Below are 18,586 nucleotides of genomic sequence, written 5' to 3' on the forward strand. Positions count from 1 at the left end.
TCCCTGTTTCCCACTATGGCGGCGCGTTGTATGGCGTAAGCGCGTCGCTATTGCGAGGCAATGCGCCGTATCTGGCCCGGCGCCGCCACTCCCAGGCCGAGTTGGCCCGCGAGCTTTTTCAGCCTGTAGGGCGAAACCAGGTTGTTCCTCTCAACCGTCAGTTTCGCGGCCAGATCCTCTTTCCGGCCCAGGCTCTGCTCCATCTTGCGCAGGTCGTATGCCAGATCCATGCGCTCGATGTTCAACCAGACCGCTCCCAAACCGAGGCACAGCGCCATGCCCAAAAGGCCCAGCACCATCCAGAGGAGCGTCTTGTCGGTCTTGCTCATGCTTCTTCTCCGTCGGGGCTAAGCTTCTCCGCCACCCGGAGCTTGGCGCTCCTGGCGCGGGGGTTCGCGTCCCGCTCGGCATCCGAGGCGGCCTCCGGTTTCCTGGTGAGCACTTTCATCTCGGGCACGCCGCCGCAGGTGCAGTGGAGTTGATGCGGGGGGCATTTGCACCCTTTGGCGGCATCCCGAAATGCGTGCTTCACGGCCCTGTCCTCCAGGGAGTGAAACGAAATTATGGCCAGCCTCGCGCCCGGTCTCAGGCGTCCGACTATGGTTGAAAGGTAATGTTCAAGTTCCTCAGTTTCCCTGTTGACCGCTATGCGCAGTCCCTGGAAGGTCCGGGTCGCCGGGTGGTTGCGGGCCGTATGCCGCATCTTCGGCGGGTAGGCCAGCCGCACTATCTCGGCCAGCTCAAGCGTCCTCGTGATCGCTCCCTTTTCCCGTTCCCTCACTATTGCGGACGCGATCTTCCCGGCCAGGGGGTCTTCCCCGTAGACCCGGATGATCCGCGCCAACTCCCCGTGTTTCAGCGTATTGACCAGTTCCTCGGCCGGGGGGCCGACGTCCGGGTCCATGCGCATGTCCAAGGGCCCGTCGTGGATGAAGCTGAATCCTCTATCAGCCTCGTCCAGCTGGAGGGAGGACACGCCGAGGTCCAGGACCGCGCCGTCGATGTACTCCCAGCCGACCTCGTCGAGGGCTTCCTCATACCGGGAAAAGGGCAGGTGAAAGAGGTGCACGCGGTCCTTGAACGGCTCAAGCCGCTTGGTCGCGAGCGCCAACGCCTCCCGGTCCCGGTCGAGCCCCACGAGCTCGGCCCCTTCGCCCGCCGCTTCGAGAAGCGCCAGGCTGTGGCCGCCCATGCCCAGCGTGCCGTCCATGTAACGGCCTCCCGGGCGGGGGCGCAGCCACCGAACCACTTCATGTAAAAGAACCGTGGTGTGGAGCGATGCGGGGCTGACCTCTCCCGTCTTCATCTAGAAGGGCAGGGAGACGTTGTTTTCCGCCAGCTCCGTGGACACGTCGTAGTCCTGGTCGAGCAGCTCTTCAAATGCCTCGGCGGACCAGATTTCCAGCCGCCTGCCCGCGCCGATGACCACCACTTCCTTGTCCAGCTTGCCGGACTTGCGCAGGTGCGCGGGAATGGCGATGCGCCCCTGCTTGCCCACCGGGGTCTCGGTGTACCCCAGGTTCAGCAGCCGAATGGTGTTCTGCAGCTCGCGGCTGGGCGACTTGATGGACTCCAGCTCGCGTTCGAGCTTGTTCCACTGGTCCGGGGTGATGCCGATGACGTGTTTGTCGAAGATGGTCAGCACAATGACGCCGTCCGGCAATTCATCCCGGATCGCATCCCGGAACTCGGGCGGCAGAATCAGCCGTCCCTTGTCGTCCAGGCTTCTGTGTGCGTGACCTCTGAATTTCATCGTTTTCCCCGGAACACCATCTTGCTCCACATCTTTACACCATGTCCACACTAAATTCCACTTCTTCCCACCTCTGCGCGAAAATCAAGGGAAAGTCAACCGTTCGCCAGGAAATGCTGGGCAAAATTCACCGAGTTTAATTGATTTTTTTACGGCCGGGGCCTAGACTTGGACCACTCTTGAACGAGTGCCCTCGGCAATTGTTCTGTAAATTCAAAACATAAGACAGGCTCCGGCAGGAGCGCCCGCAGGGCGCGAGCCGGGGAGGGGAGGCCGTCATGGACAGGCATATCAAGATCATATCCACGCTGGGACCAGCCACGGAGACCTATGAGGGCGTCAAGGAGCTGGTCAGCTCGGGGGCCAAGATCTTCCGGCTCAATTTCTCCCACGGCGGCAAGGAGTTCTTCGCCAAGATGGTCGATATCATCCGCAGGCTGGAGAAGGAGACCGGGCTGACCCTGACCGTGCTCCAGGACCTGTCCGGGCCCAAGATCCGTACCTGCGACGTGGGTCTGGGGGCCATCGAGGTGACCAAGGGCACCGAGGTCCTGCTCGGCACCCCGGACAAGGCCGAGGGCGTGACCGAGCCGTTCATCTGCCTGGACATCCCCGAGATGTTCCACGGCGTGAAGATCGGCGACCCCGTGGCCCTGTCCGACGGCATGATCCGCTTCAACGTGGTCAAGATCGAGGGCGAGAACCTCATCCGCCTGAAGGCCACCAACTCGGGCATGTGCCCGCCGCGCAAGGGTATCACCTTCCCCGGCACCAAGACCCCGCTGGCCCCGCTGACCGACAAGGACAAGGCGGACCTGGCCATCGGCATGGAGCTGGGCGTGGACGTGGTGGCCATGAGCTTCGTGCAGAAGTCCGAGGACATCCGCCACCTGCGCAAGGAGATGCTCAAGCACGGCAAGTCCCTGCCCATCATCGCCAAGCTCGAACGCACCGCGGCCCTGGACTGCCTGGACGAAATCATCGACGAGGCCGACGGCATCATGGTGGCGCGCGGCGACCTCGGTCTGGAGCTGGACCTGGCCGAGCTGCCCGTGGCCCAGAAGCGCATCATCAAGCAGTGCAACCAGGCGGGCAAGCCGGTCATCGTGGCTACCCAGATGCTCCTGTCCATGGTCAACTCGCCCATGGCCACTCGGGCCGAGACCACGGACGTGGCCAACGCCATCCTGGACGGCGCGGACTGCGTCATGCTCTCCGAGGAGACGGCCATCGGCAACTATCCGGGCGAGACCGTCCGGTTCATGCGCAAGATCGCCTATCAGATCGAGGCCTTCATGTTCGAGTCCGGGCCCGAGGAGCTGGACCGGGGCGGGGCCAGGGACAACCCCTCGACCTTCCTGGCCTATGCCGCGGCCATGCTCGCCGGCAAGACCAACGCCCGGGCCATCGTCTGCCACTCCACCTCCGGGGCCACCTCCCGGCTGCTCTCGTCCTGCCGCCCCCGGCAGTCGGTCTACGCCCTGTCGTCCGACCGCGTCGTAAGGCACTTCACAAATTTGTCCTGGGGGGTTATCCCTGCCATACCCCTGGACGTCATCCACGACCATCAGGAGCGCGCCGAGGTCTTCGTCCGGCAGAGCGCGGACTTCTCGGAAGGGGATATCGTCATCATCACGGCGGGCCAGCCCGAGCAGGGCAAGTCCACCACCCAGACCAACGTGGTCAAGCTGTACGAGAAACTGAACAAGGAAGAGGAATAGCCCAGCGATGCGAGCCGACCAGAAGCACGACATTCCCGACGGACTCAACGAGGAGTACTACCAGGTCAGCGAGGACATCCTGGGCAGCTTCAACAAATATCGGCCTCCCCTGAACATCTTCACCTTCAAGGAGGATGTCGCCCGGGTGGTGCCGTATTACAAGGTCGGCGGCAGGCTTTCCAACGACCAGGTGGCCGAACTGGCCGAACTGACCAACGAGGGGCTGGTCTTCGTCTCCCGCGAGGACCATCCGGTCTACGTCAAGCACATCAGCTACCAGCTCGACCTGGTCCTGGTGGACGGGAACCTCAAGGAAAAGGAGATCGCGGACATCTTCACCCAGGCCCTGACCCGCAGGCTGGCCGAGTTCTTCGAGCAGCCCGTGAATGCGGTCTTCGACAAGCTCTGGGTGGACCTCATGGTCCTGTCCGAATACCTTTATGCCGACATCCGCCGCGCACGGGCCCTGGTCCGGCGGCTGCACCGCGAGCACACCCTGGAGAACCACTCCATGAACACCGGGTTCCTCGGCCTGGCCCTGTGGGGCAAGCTCAAGGACAAGGGCTTTGCGGAAGCGGTCAAGCGGCCCACCTTCGACCGCGTCCTGGCCGGGCTGTTCCTGCACGACCTGGGCATGGCCAAGGTGCCCGTCTTCATCCGCACCAAGGACAAGCCCCTGACCGGCGACGAGCGCACCAAGGTCAACGCCCACACCAAGGTGGGCTTCGAGATGCTCGGCAAGCTCGGCCTGCGTTACGCCGAGATGGACCAGTGCGTGTCCGAGCACCACGAGCGGGTCAACGGCTCGGGCTATCCGCTCAAGTCGGTCAAGCAGGAGTTCCCCGGCAGGCTGACCGCCGTGGCCGACTCCTTCTGCGCCATGATCACCAAGCGGCCCTACGCCGAGGCCATGAACCCCGTCCAGGCGGCCAACGCCCTGGCCCAGGATCCGCGCTACGACGCGGAGATCACCAAGGCGCTGCAGATGCTCCTGCTGATAGACCTGAAGATGAAGTAGGGCGGGCGCCGCACTCCGCCACGACACTGCCGAAAATAAAGGGCCCGCTCCATCCGGAGCGGGCCCTGCGCGTTTCGGGGGATCGCGGAAACTACTTCTTGAAGATCTGGACCATGTCGCGGGTCATGTCGCGGTACACGTCGGTGACGTAGACCACGCCCATGACCTTTTCGGACTCCACCACCAGGGCCCAGTCGCGGCGGGACTTGAGGAACACGTCCAGGACCACCAGGATGGGGTCGTTGGGCTTGAGCAGCGGCGGGTTGGGGATGATGTACTCGTCGAGCCTAAGCTGGGTGCAGATCAGGCAGGCGTTGGCGAACTGCTGGTCCCAGTCGACCTCGCCGTCCAGGGTCAGGTTCTCGTCCTTGAGCACGGACTGCTTGACCGCCTTGAAGAGCTGCCACAGGTTGATGGTCCCCTTGAGCTTGCCGCCCTTGGTCTTGACCACCACAACCTGCGAGTCCGGGGCCTCGACCATGGCCTCGCGCATGACGCGGATGGCCTCGGCCAGACTGGCGTCTTCCTGTACGGTCGGGTATTCGTCGCGCATCATGTCCCAGGCGCGTTTTCTGAGCATCATAGGGGCTTTCCTCCGGTAACTGGCTTGAGTCAGGGCTTCTCCTCTGCCTGTCGTACCTCGTGTGCAGGTATTTGTCCATAACAACGGCGTGGTTACAGGGCTCCTCCTTGACTTGGGCGCGGTTCGTGCCGACTATGTGGCATGCGCAAAATCATTCTGACCGCATTTTTCGTGCTCCTTCTGGCCGTTCCGGCCCGGTCCGCCGAGGACCCGGCCATGCCCTTCGGCCAGGGCGAGAGGCTCTATTACGACATCTACTGGACCGTGATCCACGCGGGAAGGGCCGAACTGCTCTGCATGGAGGACACGGAGATGGACGGCCGGCCCGCCCGATACTTCTTCGCCAAGGCGCGGACGCTCGGCTGGGTGGACAACTTCTATAAGGTCCGGGACACCATGGAGGCTTGGACCGACATGGATGTGAACTACGCCCTGCGCTACAAAAAAGACCAGAACGAGGGCTCCTACCACAAGAAGGTGGAGCTGATCTTCGACAAGAAGACCAACCGGTCCTACCGCTACGCCCGGGGCAAGCTGCAGCACACCCTGGACCAGCCCGAGAACGTCTTCGACCCCATGTCCATCCTGTTCGCCTTCCGCAAACACTCCCTGTACAAGGGCATGGAATTCGACGCCAACGTGTCCGACGGCAAGGTGTCGGTGGTGGGCAAGGCGTACGTGGAGGACAGGGAGCGCGTCGAGACCGGCATCGGCGACGTGGACGCCTACCGAGTGCGCCTGGACATCAAGCACCTGTCCGGGGTGTTCAAGAAGTCCAAGGATGCCGAACTGTACGTCTGGTTCTCGGCCGACGAGCGGCGCATTCCGGTCAGGGTCAAGTCCAAGGTGGCGGTCGGCTACTTCTCCATGACCCTGCGCGAGTATTACCCGCCGGCCCGGAGCTAGGCGCACGGCTCAGCGCTCACGCACGTGGACCTTGTTGGACCGGGGGAACTCCCGCTTGAGGATGGCCTTGAGCCGCTTCCTGAGCCCGGCGGCGTCCTCCGTGCTCGTCTCGTCCAGGTAGCCGAACTCGCGGATTTCGAAGCCCGCGCCGACCCTGCGCACGGCCACGCCCCGGTCGCGCTTGAAGGTCAGAAGCTCCAGCACCGCGCCGTCGGGCAGCTTCCTCAGCCGGGAGAGGGCCGTGGGCAGGGCCGCGCCGAGGTCGATCATATGATCTTGCGCTCCCCGAGTCCGGCCGCTTCCGCCGCGCCGAGGTCGTAGACCCGGATCTTGGCCGAGCGCGGGAACTCCCGCTTGAGCAGGACCCTGAGCAGTTTTTTCAGGTCGGCGAACGGGACCCGGAAGTCCTCCCGGTGGAAGCCGTCCTCGGCCACGTCGAAGGCGTCCGCGCCCGCGCGCCGGATGAGTACCGAGCGGTTGCGCTTGTATGTGCGCAGGTCCAGGGCGTGTCCTTGGGGCAGCTTGTCGAGTTTTCGCAGCAGGGCGGGCAGGGCGGTGGCCTTGTCGAGCATGGGGTAAACCATAGACAGCCGCTTCAATCCATGTCAAACCCGCTATCCGCGACAATCATTGTATACAGCGTCCCGGCGTGCCACAGTGTAGGCCAACCGGAACCACAGGAGGCGCCCCATGCCCTTGCAGAAAGACGAAATCATAGAATGTTCCATCGAGTCCCTGGCCTTCGGAGGCCGGGGAGTGGCCCACGTGGACGGCATGGCCGTGTTCGTGGCGGGCGGCCTGCCCGGCGATACGGTCACGGCCCGCGTGGCCAAAGCCAAGAAACGCTTCGCCGAGGCCGTGCTCGAAACCGTGGTCACGCCGTCCGCGCACCGCGTGAAGCCGAGATGCCCCCACTTCGGGGAGTGCGGCGGCTGCGCCATGCAGGACCTGGACTACCCCGAGCAGGTGGCCCAGAAGGCGGCCCAGGTGGAGAACGCCCTGAAGCGCATCGGCGGGGTGGAAGGGTTCGTCATGGACGCGCCCGCGCCGTCGCCCGCCGTCTGGAACTACCGCAACAAGATGGAGTTCGCCTTCGAGCAGCGTTCCGACGGCCTGCACCTGGGGCTGCGCTCCAACCTCGCCGCCGGGGAGAAGGGGCTTGCTCCGGTCCTGGACATCGAGGAGTGCCACCTCTGCGCCGGCCGGGACGTGGATATCCTGCGCGCGGCCCGCGAGTTCGCCCGCGCCTCGGGCCTGCCCGCCTTCGACCCGGAGGCGAACGACGGCTTCTGGCGGCACCTGGTGGTCCGCCACACCTCGCTCAACGAGATCATGGTCCACCTGATCACCAGCGAGGAGACGCGCCACTACGCCCGGGCCGAGGAGTTGGGCGCGACCCTGGTGGACCGTTTCCCGGACCTGACCTCCTTCGTCCACTCATCGCGCGCCCGCCGTTCCCTGGCGGCCGTGGGCGAGAAGACGGTCTTCCGCCTGGGCGCCCGCGCGGTGGAGGAGATGGTCGAGCATGATGGTCGCCAGGCTCGCTACCACATCGGGCCCAACGCCTTTTTCCAGACCAACACGGCCGGTGCGGGCGAGCTCTTCGGCACGGTCCGCGAGTTCGCCGGGTTCACCGGCGCCGAGACCGTGCTCGACCTCTACTGCGGCATCGGCGCCATCGGCATCTTCCTGGCGGACAAGGCCGCCCGGGTCATCGGCTTCGAGATCAGCGAGGAGGCCGTGGCCAAGGCGTGGTCCAGCGCCAAGCTCAACGGCCTGTACAACTGCGACTTCGCCGTGGGCACCCTGGACACCGCCGCCAACCTCAAGGCGCTGCCCGAAAACGACGTGCTGATCATCGACCCGCCCCGCGCGGGCATGCATGAGAACACGGCCCGGGCCATCCTCGACCTGGGTTCCCCGAAGATCATCGCCGTGTCCTGCGACCCCGCGACCCTGGCCCGCGACGTGAAGCGGCTCTCGGAGAAATATGTACTGAAGCGCGCCCGCGCCGTGGACATGTTCCCGCACACCCATCACATCGAGACCGTGGCCCTGCTGGAATTGATCTAGGCCGGATGTCCGGGCCCGGGTATAATTGTTTTGAAGACGAAAGGGGGGGGGCAGTCCCATTCCATGATGGACAGGTTGAGACAATTCCGCTTCGAGAGCGGCGTCGATGACGGAGGGCGGTCCCTGCTGCCCTTGCTGCTGTGCTGCGTCTTCTGGTTTTCGCTCCCCGTGGGCGCGATGGCCGGGGAGTTCAAGGTGTTGGTCATCCCCAAGGCCGAATCGACCAGTTATTGGGAGGCCGTCAAGCAGGGCGCCATGGATGCGGGGATCGAGCGGGGCGTGAAGGTCGTCTTTCGCGGGCCGAGGGTCCAGGAAGAAGTCAAAGCGCAACAGGCCATCCTCGCCGAGGAGATGCAGGACAGGCCCGACGCCATCGTCATCGCGCCGGCCCACACCACCCACCTGGCGGATGCCCTGAACAAGGCGCGGCAACGGGGCACCCTCGTGCTGGGCATCGACTCGTCCATGGAAGGGGTGGACCTGACCAGCTTCATCGCCACGGACAACAGGGCGGCCGGGCGCGAGGCCGCGGCCTACCTGCTGCGGCTCACCCAGGGCCAGGGGCCGATCCTGCTCCTGCGCCACACGGACGACAACGGGTCCACCCTGGCCCGTGAGAAAGGCTTTGTGGAGACCGTGGCGGCCCGGGCTCCGGGCGCGGAGTTGATCGACTCGGAATTCATCGGAATCAGCGTGGGCAACGCCTATCACCGCACCCTGGACCTGCTGCGCCAACACCCGGACGCCAAGGCCGTCTTTTCCTCGGCGGAAATGACGTCCATCGGCTGCGTCCAGGCCTTGCGCGAGCTGAACCTGGCGGGCAGGGGCCATGTCCTGGTCTTCGACCAGACCCCGGAGATCCGGGAGGCGTTGCGGGAAAAGTACATCGACGCCGTCATGGTCCAGCAGCCCTATCGCATGGGCTACCTCGGCGTAGCCACGGCCTGCGACGCCCTTGAGGGCAAGCCGGTACCCAAACGTATCGTCACCAAGGTGAAACTCGTCACCGAGGTCGAGGAACTCCGGTCCGAGACGCGGTAGCGGGCGGGGCCTTTCCGCAGGCCTGTTTGGCACATAATTAGCATAAGCTTGCGGCGAATCCCCCCAGTGGGAAAATTTGGCACGCTCCGTAGGAATGGGCCGCAACCGCTGCGCATGGTGAATTATGCTTACCAAAGTCTACATCCCGGTGGACGACTACGTCGAACTGCTCCCCCTCATCCTCAAGGCCCGCATCCCCCACTGCAAGAGCAGGCCCCGGCCCGAACTCGATCTCGGCGACCTGCGCTGCATGTTCCTCACCTTCCAGGGGGTGGACGCCTACGTCAGGACCCCGTTCGCCTTTCCCTTCGTCCTGTCGCTCCTGCGCGGTGAATTTTGCCAGCCCATGCACCGCCTGGGCGGGGTGGACTGGCTGTTCCTCGGGAGCGACAAGAAGGTCTTCGCCGCGGCCCTGGCCGAACACGTGGAGGCCACGGGCGAGGAGGCCGAGCTGATACCGTTCCGGCAGCTGACCGGCACCGTGCCGCAGGAGCCGCGCGAGGGCGAGTACCACCTGATCGTCCCGCGCAAAACGACCAACTACAACGAGAAGAGCTGGGTCCGGAACAAGCGCCTCCTGTCCGACACGCCGCCCGAGGAGTGGGCCCGGAAAACCGCTGAAAATACCGGCAACTTCGCGCACCTAGTGGACCGCTTCGCCACGCCGCGCCTGCCCCGCCCGCCCCGGACCATCGTCGACCTCGGCAGCGGCCTGGGCTACACCGCCGCGGGCCTGGCCCGGCTCCATCCCGAGGCGCAGGTCTTCGGGCTCGAACTGTCGGACGCCGCCCTGGACGTGGCGCGCGCCTCCTTCGACGAGCCGAACCTGACCTTCCTCAAGCACGACATCTCCAATCCCCTCGATTTCGAAGAAGGGTCCATCGACCTCCTGGTCAGCATCAACGCCCTGGTCTACGCCTGCGACCAGAAGCGGAGCGCGGCCGATATCTTCGCCAAGCTCTCGCCCGACGGCATCTTCTTCAACCACAACCGAACCGGCTATGCCCATGATTTCTGGGAGTTCCCCTACAGCTTGATCTGGCCCCTGATCTTTCAGATCTATCCCGAGACCTGGGCCGGGGCGGCCCGTGAGCGCGGGTTCAACACCCGGATGCTGCCCGCGCAGCTGAGCCGCCGCCTGACCCCCTGGAGCTTCATGCACGGCATGTCCCAGGGGACCATGCGGGGCATGGAGCGGTGCAGCCTGCGCTACCAGGAAGAGGAGAATCCGGAGTATCTGCCTTGCCTCACCCACTCGTTGATGCTCCACTCGCGGCACGTGGAGGACAACATGGACGGCCTCCTGAGCGGCGACGGCTCAAGGCGGGAGACCCTCGCCCATTGCCTGGGCCTGGCCCCGAAAATGCCCGACTACGTGCAGGAGGTGGCGCTGCGCAGCCACCGCGAAAACGCCAGGGAGATCGGGCTCGGGGACGTGGGGATGGATTACTGCCGTCGTTTCACCGGCTGCCGGTTCGCCTTCTAGGCGGGCTCCCTGTGCCGGACGCATTGCCGGACGCGGGGGCATCCTCGCGTCCGCCGTCGTCTTTCATGCCTCAATGAATAAAAATCGCCGCCGGAAACCGCGCGGGGGACGGCGGGTTACGGCCGGATGTGGAGGACGGGGTCTTCCGGCGGTATGCCGTCCGGCAGGTTGGGGTTGTCGATGCGGATGATGCGGCGGTGGTTGAGGTCGGCCCGGCGGATGGTCTCGTCGAAGTTGTCGTGGAACATGCGGTCCAGGGTGCCGTTGCCGTCGAGGATCGCCATGCCGCGCCGGATGCGGTCGGCCAGGCCGGGGAAGGCGGGCGAGACGTAGAAGAATTGCGGGCACGGGATGTACAGGGCCAGGGTCGGCTCCACGCGGAGGTCCGGGTTCTTCACGGTCCGCGTCGACGCTTCACGGTAGCAGTCGCTGAGGGAGGACGGGATGTAGTCGAAGCGGCGGGCGGCGAGCATGGAGAACAGCCCTTCGTAGCTCGTGGCCCTGACCAACGCGCACCCGGTCCGGTCGAGGATGTCCTCCGAAATCCATTGATAGACCACCCCGCCCTTTAACCTGCGGAAATCGTCCATGGTGCGGACGTCGCGGAAGCGGTCGAGGGACTGGCTGTTCACCAGCAGCAGACGGTAGCTCTTCACCCCCCTGAAGATGGGAACGCGCACGGGAAGCGCCTTCTCGTCCCATTCCCGGCTGGCCGTGGCGATGCTGACGTTGATCGACTTGCCGTCGCCCAGTTCGGCCAGGGCACGGTCGAAGTGCATGGGCAGCCGGTACCGGCCGATGCAGAACGGGCCGTCGGTGTCCTCCGTGGCCATCATGGCCCGGGTCAGCACCTCAAGGGGAAACCGCCAGCGGGTGTCCAGGGGCGAGGTGTCGGCCGGGAGCACCAGCCTGTCCATGGCGTGCGCGGTCCCGGTCGTCCCGGCAAGGACGGCGAGCAGGACGAGCGTATGGAGGAGGCGGTTTCGCATCTGTTCCCGCAGGGTTGGAATTCCGAACGTCAACGGCCCGATAGACGACCATATACCGAAAGGAAGCGGGGGACAAGGCGGCGTGCCGCCGTGTGCCGTCTAGTCGAAATCCGCCAGCAGGGCGCTGACCTGGACCCCGGCGACCACCGGGGCTTCCTTGTATTTCTGCTGGATGCGGTACAGGGCGTGGTGCAGCTGGCCCGAGGAGATGCCGTTCTTCAGGGCGGTGTGGGCCTCGATGTACGCGGCCAGGGCATCCGAGACCTTGAGCAGGGGGCCGTCCTTGGGGTCCAGGGTGTCGTGGTTGTACCTGCCCGCCAGGTCGGCTTCCGGGGCCTCGGTGATCACGCCGTCCAGGACCACGGTGGCCTTGAACTCGCTGCCGACCTCCAGGCCCAGGAAATACTCCAGCCGCTCGGTGATGTCCGTGTACCCGCCTGCCTTGAGGGGGTTGAGGACCACCCGGTGCAGCTCCAGGATCTCGTATTCGTGGATCAGCTCGCTGATGTCGTGGGAGGCCGCCTTGACCGGGGAGATGATGTCACGGGTCAGCAGCTCGGGCAGGTCGTGGAACAGGCCGGAGAAGAAGTTGTTCTGGCAACGGGCGCGGCACGCGCCGACCTCCATGGAGAAGAACCAGGAATAGGCGGCCACGATGAACATGTGGCCTAGGACCGAGGTCTCGGGCACGCGCGGGGTCTGGGACCAGCGCTTCTGGAACCGCAGCCGCCCGCACATGCGCGCGAAGCCGCCGAGCACCGTGCCGTCCTCGTCGAGGAGCTCGGCCACGCCGTTCAGGTCGCGCATGGCCTCCAGCCGGTCGATGAAGCTCTGCTCGATCTCGGTCAGTTCGTGGTCCATGCGGTTGATGGACTTGAGCAGCTTGAACTCCGAGTAGCTGGCGTACAGGTGGGCGGCGTGCAGGATGCGCCGTGCCAGCCCCTTGTCCTCGGGGTGCATCAGGTATTCGCCCATGCGCCGCATGAAGTCCTCGCCCAGCGGCATGATGCGCGGGGTCAACTCCTTGAGCACCCAGTTGGTCAGAGTGCGGTAGTCCTCGGCGTTCTCCTTGATGCGGTAGAAGACCGGCGGCTTGATGTCCGTGATGACCAGGCGGTAGAGGTAGTCGAAGATGCCGCCCTCGATGATCGCCTCGCCCAGCGCCCGCTTGCGGGCCACGTCCATGTCGCGGGAGTTGAGCAGGAAGAGCAGCCAGGCCACGATCATCTTGTGCCCCTGCTTGTCCACCTCCACCAGCTCCATGGGCCGCAGCTTGTCGTTCCAGCGCTTCATGAACGCGCCGGAAAAGATGAGTTCGAGCAAGCTCTTTCGAATGATGACCGACATGGATTCTCCCTTTGGTTGCCGTGCGTTCCAACAGTGCCGCAAAGGGCCGGGGATGGCAATACGCCCGCCCGCCGGGCCGCCCGCAAAGACCGCTTGAAAAAACGGTTCGCGAGGTGTATACAAATTCACAATTGTTAACACGCTGGCGAAATCTTCCCGGAATCCGGGGGGTTGTTCCGTCCGCATTTATGGAAAGCGGGTCCTATGCACATCTCGGAAGGGGTTTTATCCTGGCCGGTCCTCGCGGGCGGGGCGGTCCTCACCGTGGCCGGGACGGCCATCGGCCTGAAGAAGATCGACTACGACCGGATCATGTCCGTGGCCATCCTTTCGGCCACCTTTTTCATCGCCTCCCTGATCCACGTGCCCATCGGCCCGTCCAGCGCCCACCTCATCCTGGGCGGCCTGCTCGGCGTGGTCCTGGGCTGGGCGGCCTTTCCGTCCATCCTGGTGGGGCTGGCCCTCCAGGCCGTGCTCTTCCAGTACGGCGGCCTGACCGTGCTCGGGGTCAACTGCTTCAACATGGCCGCGCCCGCCGTGCTCTGCTACTACCTTTTCCGGCCCATGCTCCTGCGCGGCGCGGGCAGCCGATTCGCCGGGGCCTTCGCCTGCGGGTTCCTGGCCATGCTCCTGAGCGCCACCCTGACTGCTACGGCTCTGGCCCTGTCCGGTGACGAGTTTGTCGAGGCGGCCCAGGTGCTGTTCGTCGCCCACCTGCCCGTCATGGCCATCGAGGGCGTCATCACCGGCTTCGCCTATTCGTTCCTGTCCAAGGTCAAGCCCGAGGTCCTGGGCTGTTGATCCTTTCCGCAATTTTCACACAACCTGAGGAGTCGTCATGAACCGCCTGATCATCGCCGTCTGTCTGGCCCTGGCTGCGACCCTGTGCCTGGCCGCCGTATCCGAGGCCCACAAGGTGAACATCTTCGCCTACGTCGACGGCGACCGTATCGTCACCGACAGCGGCTACAGCCGGACCAAGCGGGTCTACGACGGCGAGGTGGAGGTCTATGACGCGGCCACCGGGGCCCTGCTGCTGAGCGGCAAGACCGACACCGACGGCAAGTTCGCCTTCGTCGTCCCCGAGGCGGCCCGGGAAAAGAAGATGGACCTGCGCCTGCTGCTCAAGGCCGGGCAGGGCCACCAGGCCGAATGGACCGTGCGGTACGAAGAGTTCGCCGATGCTCCCAGGCCCGTGTCCGACATGGTCGCGGAGGAAAACCCCGCCGTACCGGCCGAGGCCGCCTCCGAGTCCGCCCCGGCTTCCGCTCCGGCCGCGTCCGCTGCGGGCGCGCTGACCGCCGCCGAGGTGGACGCCATCGTCAAGCGCGAGGTGGAGCCCATCAAGCGCATGCTCGCCGAGCTGCATGATTCCGGCCCGTCCATGACCGACATCTTCGGCGGCATCGGCTGGATTTTCGGCCTGTTCGGCGTGGCCGCCTACATGAAGAGCCGCCGCAATCCGTAAGCCGCACGGCTTTGCGAAAAATCAGACCCCAAAGGTCGCGATTGTTGTCGCGGCCTTTTTTTTGTGCTAATTCCCCTACGGAAAGATTCGGAATTATCCGAGCACACAATTGCGGGGGAGACCAACTAATGAGTTTGATAGGGAGAATCTGGAGAGGCGAGGAGGGGCTTGGCCTGACCTTCTGGGGATACGGCCTCGGGGCCAACCTCCTGTTTTCGATGATCATGCTCATGACCCTTCAGCTGCGCCTCCCCATATGGGCATTCTCGGCCGTCTTTTTGTTCAGGCTCGTCTACATGGTGTTTATTTCCGTGGGAATCTGGCGTAGCGCAGGCCGTTATACGGGGAATCAGGCATGGGCCTTCCTCGCAAAGCTCATGGTAATCATAGGGTATATCAATGTTTTCCTGTCTCTGGGAAGGGGTGCCTGAGGGCATGGGTTTCCAGACCGCAAAACGTAAAGGGGGCCACTCATGAAACTGACCACACGCAGCCGTTACGGCACGCGCATGATGCTCGACATCGCCCAGCATGGAAAGGACGGCCCGGTGCGCATCCAGGACATCGCCGACCGCCAGGGCGTCTCGGCCAAGTACCTGGAAAAGCTCATCCGCAAGCTCAAGGACGTGGGGTTCGTCAAGTCCAAGCGCGGCCCCCGGGGCGGCCATTCCCTGGCCAAGCCCGCATCCGAGATCCCCATCGGCGAGGTGGTCCACGCGCTCGAGGGCGACGGCTCCCTGGTGGAGTGCCGGTCCGGCGACAAGGGCTGCACCCGCATCAGGGAATGCCTGACCCGCCGCCTGTGGCAGGAGGCCGCCGACGCCATGTACGACCGGCTGAACACCTTCACCCTGGCCGACCTGATCAGCGACGCCGAGCAGTGCGGGAGTTCCGACGTCGAGCCGTGGAGCCGGGGCGGTTTCTGATCCGGCGCGGCTTCATGCCCGGCCACGGTCGCGCCCGCCCGTTGCGGAAAGTCCGCCGTCAAACGCTTGTTTGCTTCGGGCAACTGTGTAACAGTGAAGCTGGCACAATTGCCAGGGAGTCCTTATGAGACTATCGCTTCGTGACCCGATCAGCGGATTGACCCATTGCATCGCCGCGGCCCTGGCCGTGCTCGGCACGGTCCTGCTCCTCGTGCGCGCGACCAGCCCGGCCCTGCCGTGGCATATCGTGGCCTTCTCCATCTTCGGCGGCGGCATGATCCTGCTCTACACCGCCTCCACCCTGTACCATTGGCTGCCCGTGGGCGAGCGCGGCGTCCGCCTGCTCCGCCGGGTGGACCACTCCATGATCTTCTTCTACATCGCGGCCACCTACACGCCCATCTGCCTCATCCCCCTGCGCGGCCCCTGGGGCTGGTCCATGTTCGGGGTCATCTGGGCTATCGCCCTCGGCGGCATCGCCATGAAGATCTTCTGGCTCTCGGCCCCGCGCTGGCTGTCCACCGGCATCTACCTGGCCATGGGCTGGCTCGTCCTGGTGGGCATCTACCCGCTGGTCCAGGCCATGTCCGCCGCCTCCCTCGTCTGGCTGGTGGCCGGCGGCCTGGTCTACTCGCTGGGCGCGGTCATCTACGCCGTCAAATGGCCCGATCCCCTCCCGAGGCGCTTCGGTTTCCACGAGATATTCCACCTCTTCGTCATCGGCGGCAGTGCGTGTCACTACGTCGTCATGTACTGGTACGTGTAGGGGCGCGGGCGGCTTCCGATAGCGGCGCGTCAGCACATTTTCCGAGGGCGCGGCCGATCCTCACGTATGACGCAATACGCTGCGGTCGGCCGCGCCCTCGAAAAATGCACTGCCACACCACTCTCGAAAGCCTCTTGGCGTCGGGGAGGGCGCCGGGGCGCTTCGCTGCCGACGCTTTCGGGCGCGAAGGGGGAGGGCGTCGGAGCGCTTCGCTGCCGACGCTGTCGGGGGCGGAGGAGGGCGTCGGGGCGCTTTGCTGCCGACGCTGTCGGGCGCGGGGGAGTGCGGAATCTGTCAGTAGGGAAGGCGTCGGGCGATTGGGGCCGACGCCTTTTTTTGCGTCTAGCGGTCCGGGTGGAGGGGAGGCAGGAGCTCGCGCATGCGGCGTCGCAGGCGCTCCTCTTCGGTCTCCCGGAGGGGCCTGGGCTCGCGGGGGGGCCAGGGGATGGCGGCCAGGGTGGGGCCGTAGGCGGCCGAGGCCAGGAGCGCGATGATGCCCAGGAGGTCCAGGGGCATGGCGCCCCCGGTCAGGGCGAGCAGGATGCGCGGCAGGACGAAGACCAGGCAGAGGTACAGGCCTGTGTGGACCAGGCACCGTTTCCAGCGCTGGCCGCCGGTCAGGGAGGCGAACCGGACGTTCGGCCGGGCCACGGTCAGCCGGTGGAGCATCCACAGGCCCATGACGGACTTGGCCAGGAAGAGCAGGACCAACCCCATGCGCACGTTGGGCTGCGGCGCCAGCCGCGTGATGAGCATGGCTCCGGCATAGGTCGCGATGACGTACACGCTGGCATAGGTCATCCACCGCCTGGGGCCGTCCTCGAACCGGCCGTCGTCCGGTTCCGGCACGTCCTTTTGCTTCGGGGAATGGAGCATGCCCAGAAAGAGCAGGACCGGCGCGGCCAGGGTCAGGCGGAACAGGTCCGAACCGGCGCGGAGCATCAGCAGGGCGGGCATCATCACCAGCCCGAGGTACAGGGTCAGGTACAGCACCCAGCGTATGGTCCGGTGGGTCCAGGACTCGAAGGCGAACCGCGCCTGGGGCCGGAAGACCACCAGGTTCAGGCTCATGAGCACGTATATCGTGGCCAGGATTCCCTGCACCGCCGCATGGGCCTCGTCGGGGCGTGCGCCGAACAGGGCCTGCCAGCGCACCAGCAGGGCATAGGACAGGTAGTACAGAACCAGGGCGAACAGATACCGCTTCAGATACATGGGCTTCTCCACGGGCGACACGAAGCGCCGGAAAGAGGGCCGGAAGCGAAAGGGGATGAGGCGGGACGCACAAAAGGACCCTTTTGCGCCAGAGCAGAATCCATGTACCCGCGCCGTGGCCCGGCTGTCAATACTTCGCCCCGTGCATGCCCGTCTGCCGGGCGCATGCGGCAGTATCTCGCGCCCTCCGTCCGCGCGGTCAGGCCGGGGTGTTGTTCTCCCGGGCGAGCCTGTCCAGGCGGCGTTTGATCGCCTGGTCGTCGACCTTTCTTTCCGGTTTGAAGGGATTGGCGAAGCCGCCCCCCTTCCTGTACAGCCGGACGTCCGTGCCCATGGCGGCGAACAGGAACAGCGGCAGCTCCAGGTACAGGTGTGAAGGCATCCGCCATCTCCAGGCGTAGTGGGTGACGATCGGGACGATGGTCGCGAAGAAGGCGTAGGCGGCCGCGTACCGGGCGAAGCGGAGCCGCCGGGCGCGCGGGGAGAGCTCCTCGAACCGGGAGTGCGGTTTGGTCACGACGAGCCGGTAGAGCATGGACAGCAGGATCGCATATTGGATCAGTAGGACCAGCAGGGCGAGCGGCAATATGCCCAGGTGCAGGAATTTGACGGCGAAGACGACCACGGCGAAGTTCAGGGTGATCCAGGCCGCCATGTAGATGAACGAATACTTGATGGGGCGGCCCATGCCGTCTTTGGGCGCGTGCCTGGCCGGGAGATAATACGGCTCCCGCTTTTCGTTCAGGATGAGCGGGAACAGGGCCAGCGGGACGAAGGCCGCGAGCCAGGCGTTGGGCGAATGGAGCTTCGCGCCGACGAAGATCGGGCCGATGCAGGCCGTCAGGACGAATATCCCCAGGTACATGGCGTACCGCGCCCAGCGTCGGCCCGCCCGCTCGAAGGCGAAGCGCTCGGCCGGCTTCATGACGATCAGCCGCAGGCTCATGGCCGCGAAGACGCAGAGCATGACCCAGGCGGTTTCCCCCGGGATCATGTATCCCGGAAGCCGGGAGGCCGCCCCCATGTCGGCGAGCTGGAAGCGGAGCCAGGCGAAGACGCTGAAGATCAGAAAATAAACGACGTAGTATTTGATGGCGCGACCGTAGGACATGGCAATTTCCCCTGTATGCGATGAGGGTTGTACCCGGAAACGGAAGCGCGAAAAGCAAAGGGTGAGGGGCGCAAAGGCGGCGCCTTTGAGCCAGAGCAGGCATAAAATATAGATGGGCCAGGGCGGCCTGTCAATCGGAGCGTGCAAAAAGGGGCCGGAACGTCGCGCGTTCCGGCCCCTTCT

At 65.0% G+C, this 18,586-nt stretch carries 21 protein-coding genes; 11 read left to right on the top strand and 10 right to left on the bottom strand.

Going from position 1 to position 18,586, the window contains the following annotated elements:
* Positions 1–47 precede the first annotated feature (47 nt).
* From AB6M95_RS07640 to AB6M95_RS07650, 3 genes are read right to left on the bottom strand one after another with little or no spacing between them, the layout of a single operon-like run.
* Positions 48–329: a hypothetical protein gene (locus AB6M95_RS07640; RefSeq protein WP_319583336.1), complete on the bottom strand. Its 282-nt coding sequence runs from the start codon at positions 327–329 to the stop codon at positions 48–50.
* Positions 326–1,306 (bottom strand): 16S rRNA (cytosine(1402)-N(4))-methyltransferase RsmH, encoded by a 981-nt coding sequence (rsmH, locus tag AB6M95_RS07645; RefSeq protein ID WP_371386141.1) that lies wholly within the window; start codon positions 1,304–1,306, stop codon positions 326–328. Before rsmH ends, AB6M95_RS07640 begins: the two co-directional genes overlap by 4 nt.
* Positions 1,307–1,753 carry a division/cell wall cluster transcriptional repressor MraZ gene (locus tag AB6M95_RS07650; RefSeq protein WP_371386142.1) on the bottom strand — a complete coding sequence of 149 codons (447 nt, stop codon included), beginning with the start codon at positions 1,751–1,753 and terminating at the stop codon, positions 1,307–1,309.
* Between the two features lie 278 nt (positions 1,754–2,031).
* Between AB6M95_RS07650 and pyk the strand changes: the two genes are divergently transcribed.
* Positions 2,032–3,474 carry a pyruvate kinase gene (pyk, locus tag AB6M95_RS07655; protein ID WP_371386143.1) on the top strand — a complete coding sequence of 481 codons (1,443 nt, stop codon included), beginning with the start codon at positions 2,032–2,034 and terminating at the stop codon, positions 3,472–3,474.
* Between the two features lie 7 nt (positions 3,475–3,481).
* A complete protein-coding gene (locus AB6M95_RS07660; RefSeq protein ID WP_371386144.1) occupies positions 3,482–4,492 on the top strand; it encodes an HD-GYP domain-containing protein in 1,011 nt (336 codons plus the stop codon).
* Between the two features lie 91 nt (positions 4,493–4,583).
* Here the strand turns inward: AB6M95_RS07660 and AB6M95_RS07665 are convergent, their stop codons facing one another.
* Positions 4,584–5,075: a CBS domain-containing protein gene (locus AB6M95_RS07665; protein ID WP_371386145.1), complete on the bottom strand. Its 492-nt coding sequence runs from the start codon at positions 5,073–5,075 to the stop codon at positions 4,584–4,586.
* 141 nt (positions 5,076–5,216) lie between these two features.
* On the opposite strand from AB6M95_RS07665, the gene AB6M95_RS07670 reads away from it, so the two are divergent.
* Positions 5,217–5,981: a DUF3108 domain-containing protein gene (locus tag AB6M95_RS07670; protein WP_371386146.1), complete on the top strand. Its 765-nt coding sequence runs from the start codon at positions 5,217–5,219 to the stop codon at positions 5,979–5,981.
* 9 nt (positions 5,982–5,990) lie between these two features.
* Here the strand turns inward: AB6M95_RS07670 and AB6M95_RS07675 are convergent, their stop codons facing one another.
* Both AB6M95_RS07675 and AB6M95_RS07680 read right to left on the bottom strand, forming a co-directional pair.
* Positions 5,991–6,251 carry a hypothetical protein gene (locus AB6M95_RS07675; RefSeq protein ID WP_371386147.1) on the bottom strand — a complete coding sequence of 87 codons (261 nt, stop codon included), beginning with the start codon at positions 6,249–6,251 and terminating at the stop codon, positions 5,991–5,993.
* Positions 6,248–6,565 (bottom strand): hypothetical protein, encoded by a 318-nt coding sequence (locus AB6M95_RS07680; RefSeq protein WP_371386148.1) that lies wholly within the window; start codon positions 6,563–6,565, stop codon positions 6,248–6,250. Before AB6M95_RS07680 ends, AB6M95_RS07675 begins: the two co-directional genes overlap by 4 nt.
* Positions 6,566–6,671: 106 nt before the next feature.
* On the opposite strand from AB6M95_RS07680, the gene rlmD reads away from it, so the two are divergent.
* The 3 genes from rlmD to AB6M95_RS07695 all read left to right on the top strand — a co-directional run bounded on the left by rlmD (position 6,672) and on the right by AB6M95_RS07695 (position 10,581).
* Complete coding sequence (gene rlmD / locus AB6M95_RS07685) at positions 6,672–8,054, top strand: 23S rRNA (uracil(1939)-C(5))-methyltransferase RlmD (protein WP_371386149.1); 1,383 nt, start codon at positions 6,672–6,674, stop codon at positions 8,052–8,054.
* Positions 8,055–8,117: 63 nt separating this feature from the next.
* Positions 8,118–9,095, top strand: coding sequence for an ABC transporter substrate-binding protein (locus tag AB6M95_RS07690; protein WP_371386150.1), 978 nt, complete (start codon positions 8,118–8,120; stop codon positions 9,093–9,095).
* Between the two features lie 124 nt (positions 9,096–9,219).
* Positions 9,220–10,581, top strand: a complete 1,362-nt coding sequence (locus tag AB6M95_RS07695; protein WP_371386151.1) for a class I SAM-dependent methyltransferase — start codon at positions 9,220–9,222, stop codon at positions 10,579–10,581.
* Positions 10,582–10,697: 116 nt separating this feature from the next.
* Here AB6M95_RS07695 and AB6M95_RS07700 read toward each other — a convergent pair whose 3' ends face one another.
* Together AB6M95_RS07700 and AB6M95_RS07705 are read right to left on the bottom strand one after the other, a co-directional pair.
* On the bottom strand, positions 10,698–11,570 hold the full coding sequence (locus AB6M95_RS07700; protein ID WP_371386152.1) for a transporter substrate-binding domain-containing protein: 873 nt from the start codon (positions 11,568–11,570) through the stop codon (positions 10,698–10,700).
* Between the two features lie 99 nt (positions 11,571–11,669).
* The gene (locus AB6M95_RS07705; RefSeq protein WP_371386153.1) at positions 11,670–12,917 is read right to left on the bottom strand and encodes an HD domain-containing protein; all 1,248 of its coding nucleotides are present in this window, start codon (positions 12,915–12,917) and stop codon (positions 11,670–11,672) included.
* Between the two features lie 204 nt (positions 12,918–13,121).
* Here AB6M95_RS07705 and cbiM point away from each other — a divergent pair, with 204 nt between their 5' ends.
* From cbiM to trhA, 5 genes are all read left to right on the top strand, one after another.
* Positions 13,122–13,718 carry a cobalt transporter CbiM gene (gene cbiM, locus AB6M95_RS07710; protein WP_371386154.1) on the top strand — a complete coding sequence of 199 codons (597 nt, stop codon included), beginning with the start codon at positions 13,122–13,124 and terminating at the stop codon, positions 13,716–13,718.
* Positions 13,719–13,755: 37 nt separating this feature from the next.
* Positions 13,756–14,385, top strand: coding sequence for a NikL family nickel/cobalt ECF transporter subunit (locus tag AB6M95_RS07715; protein ID WP_371386155.1), 630 nt, complete (start codon positions 13,756–13,758; stop codon positions 14,383–14,385).
* Positions 14,386–14,513: 128 nt separating this feature from the next.
* A complete protein-coding gene (locus AB6M95_RS07720; RefSeq protein ID WP_371386156.1) occupies positions 14,514–14,816 on the top strand; it encodes a hypothetical protein in 303 nt (100 codons plus the stop codon).
* A gap of 42 nt (positions 14,817–14,858) precedes the next feature.
* Positions 14,859–15,311, top strand: coding sequence for an RrF2 family transcriptional regulator (locus AB6M95_RS07725; RefSeq protein ID WP_371386157.1), 453 nt, complete (start codon positions 14,859–14,861; stop codon positions 15,309–15,311).
* 124 nt (positions 15,312–15,435) lie between these two features.
* Complete coding sequence (trhA, locus tag AB6M95_RS07730) at positions 15,436–16,077, top strand: PAQR family membrane homeostasis protein TrhA (RefSeq protein WP_371386158.1); 642 nt, start codon at positions 15,436–15,438, stop codon at positions 16,075–16,077.
* Positions 16,078–16,419: 342 nt separating this feature from the next.
* Here trhA and AB6M95_RS07735 read toward each other — a convergent pair whose 3' ends face one another.
* The gene (locus tag AB6M95_RS07735) at positions 16,420–17,292 is read right to left on the bottom strand and encodes a hypothetical protein (RefSeq protein WP_371386159.1); all 873 of its coding nucleotides are present in this window, start codon (positions 17,290–17,292) and stop codon (positions 16,420–16,422) included.
* Positions 17,293–17,491: 199 nt separating this feature from the next.
* A complete protein-coding gene (locus AB6M95_RS07740; RefSeq protein ID WP_371386160.1) occupies positions 17,492–18,403 on the bottom strand; it encodes a hypothetical protein in 912 nt (303 codons plus the stop codon).
* Positions 18,404–18,586 lie beyond the last annotated feature (183 nt).

The organism is Pseudodesulfovibrio karagichevae (assembly GCF_041414475.1).
Lineage (GTDB): Bacteria > Desulfobacterota > Desulfovibrionia > Desulfovibrionales > Desulfovibrionaceae > Pseudodesulfovibrio > Pseudodesulfovibrio karagichevae.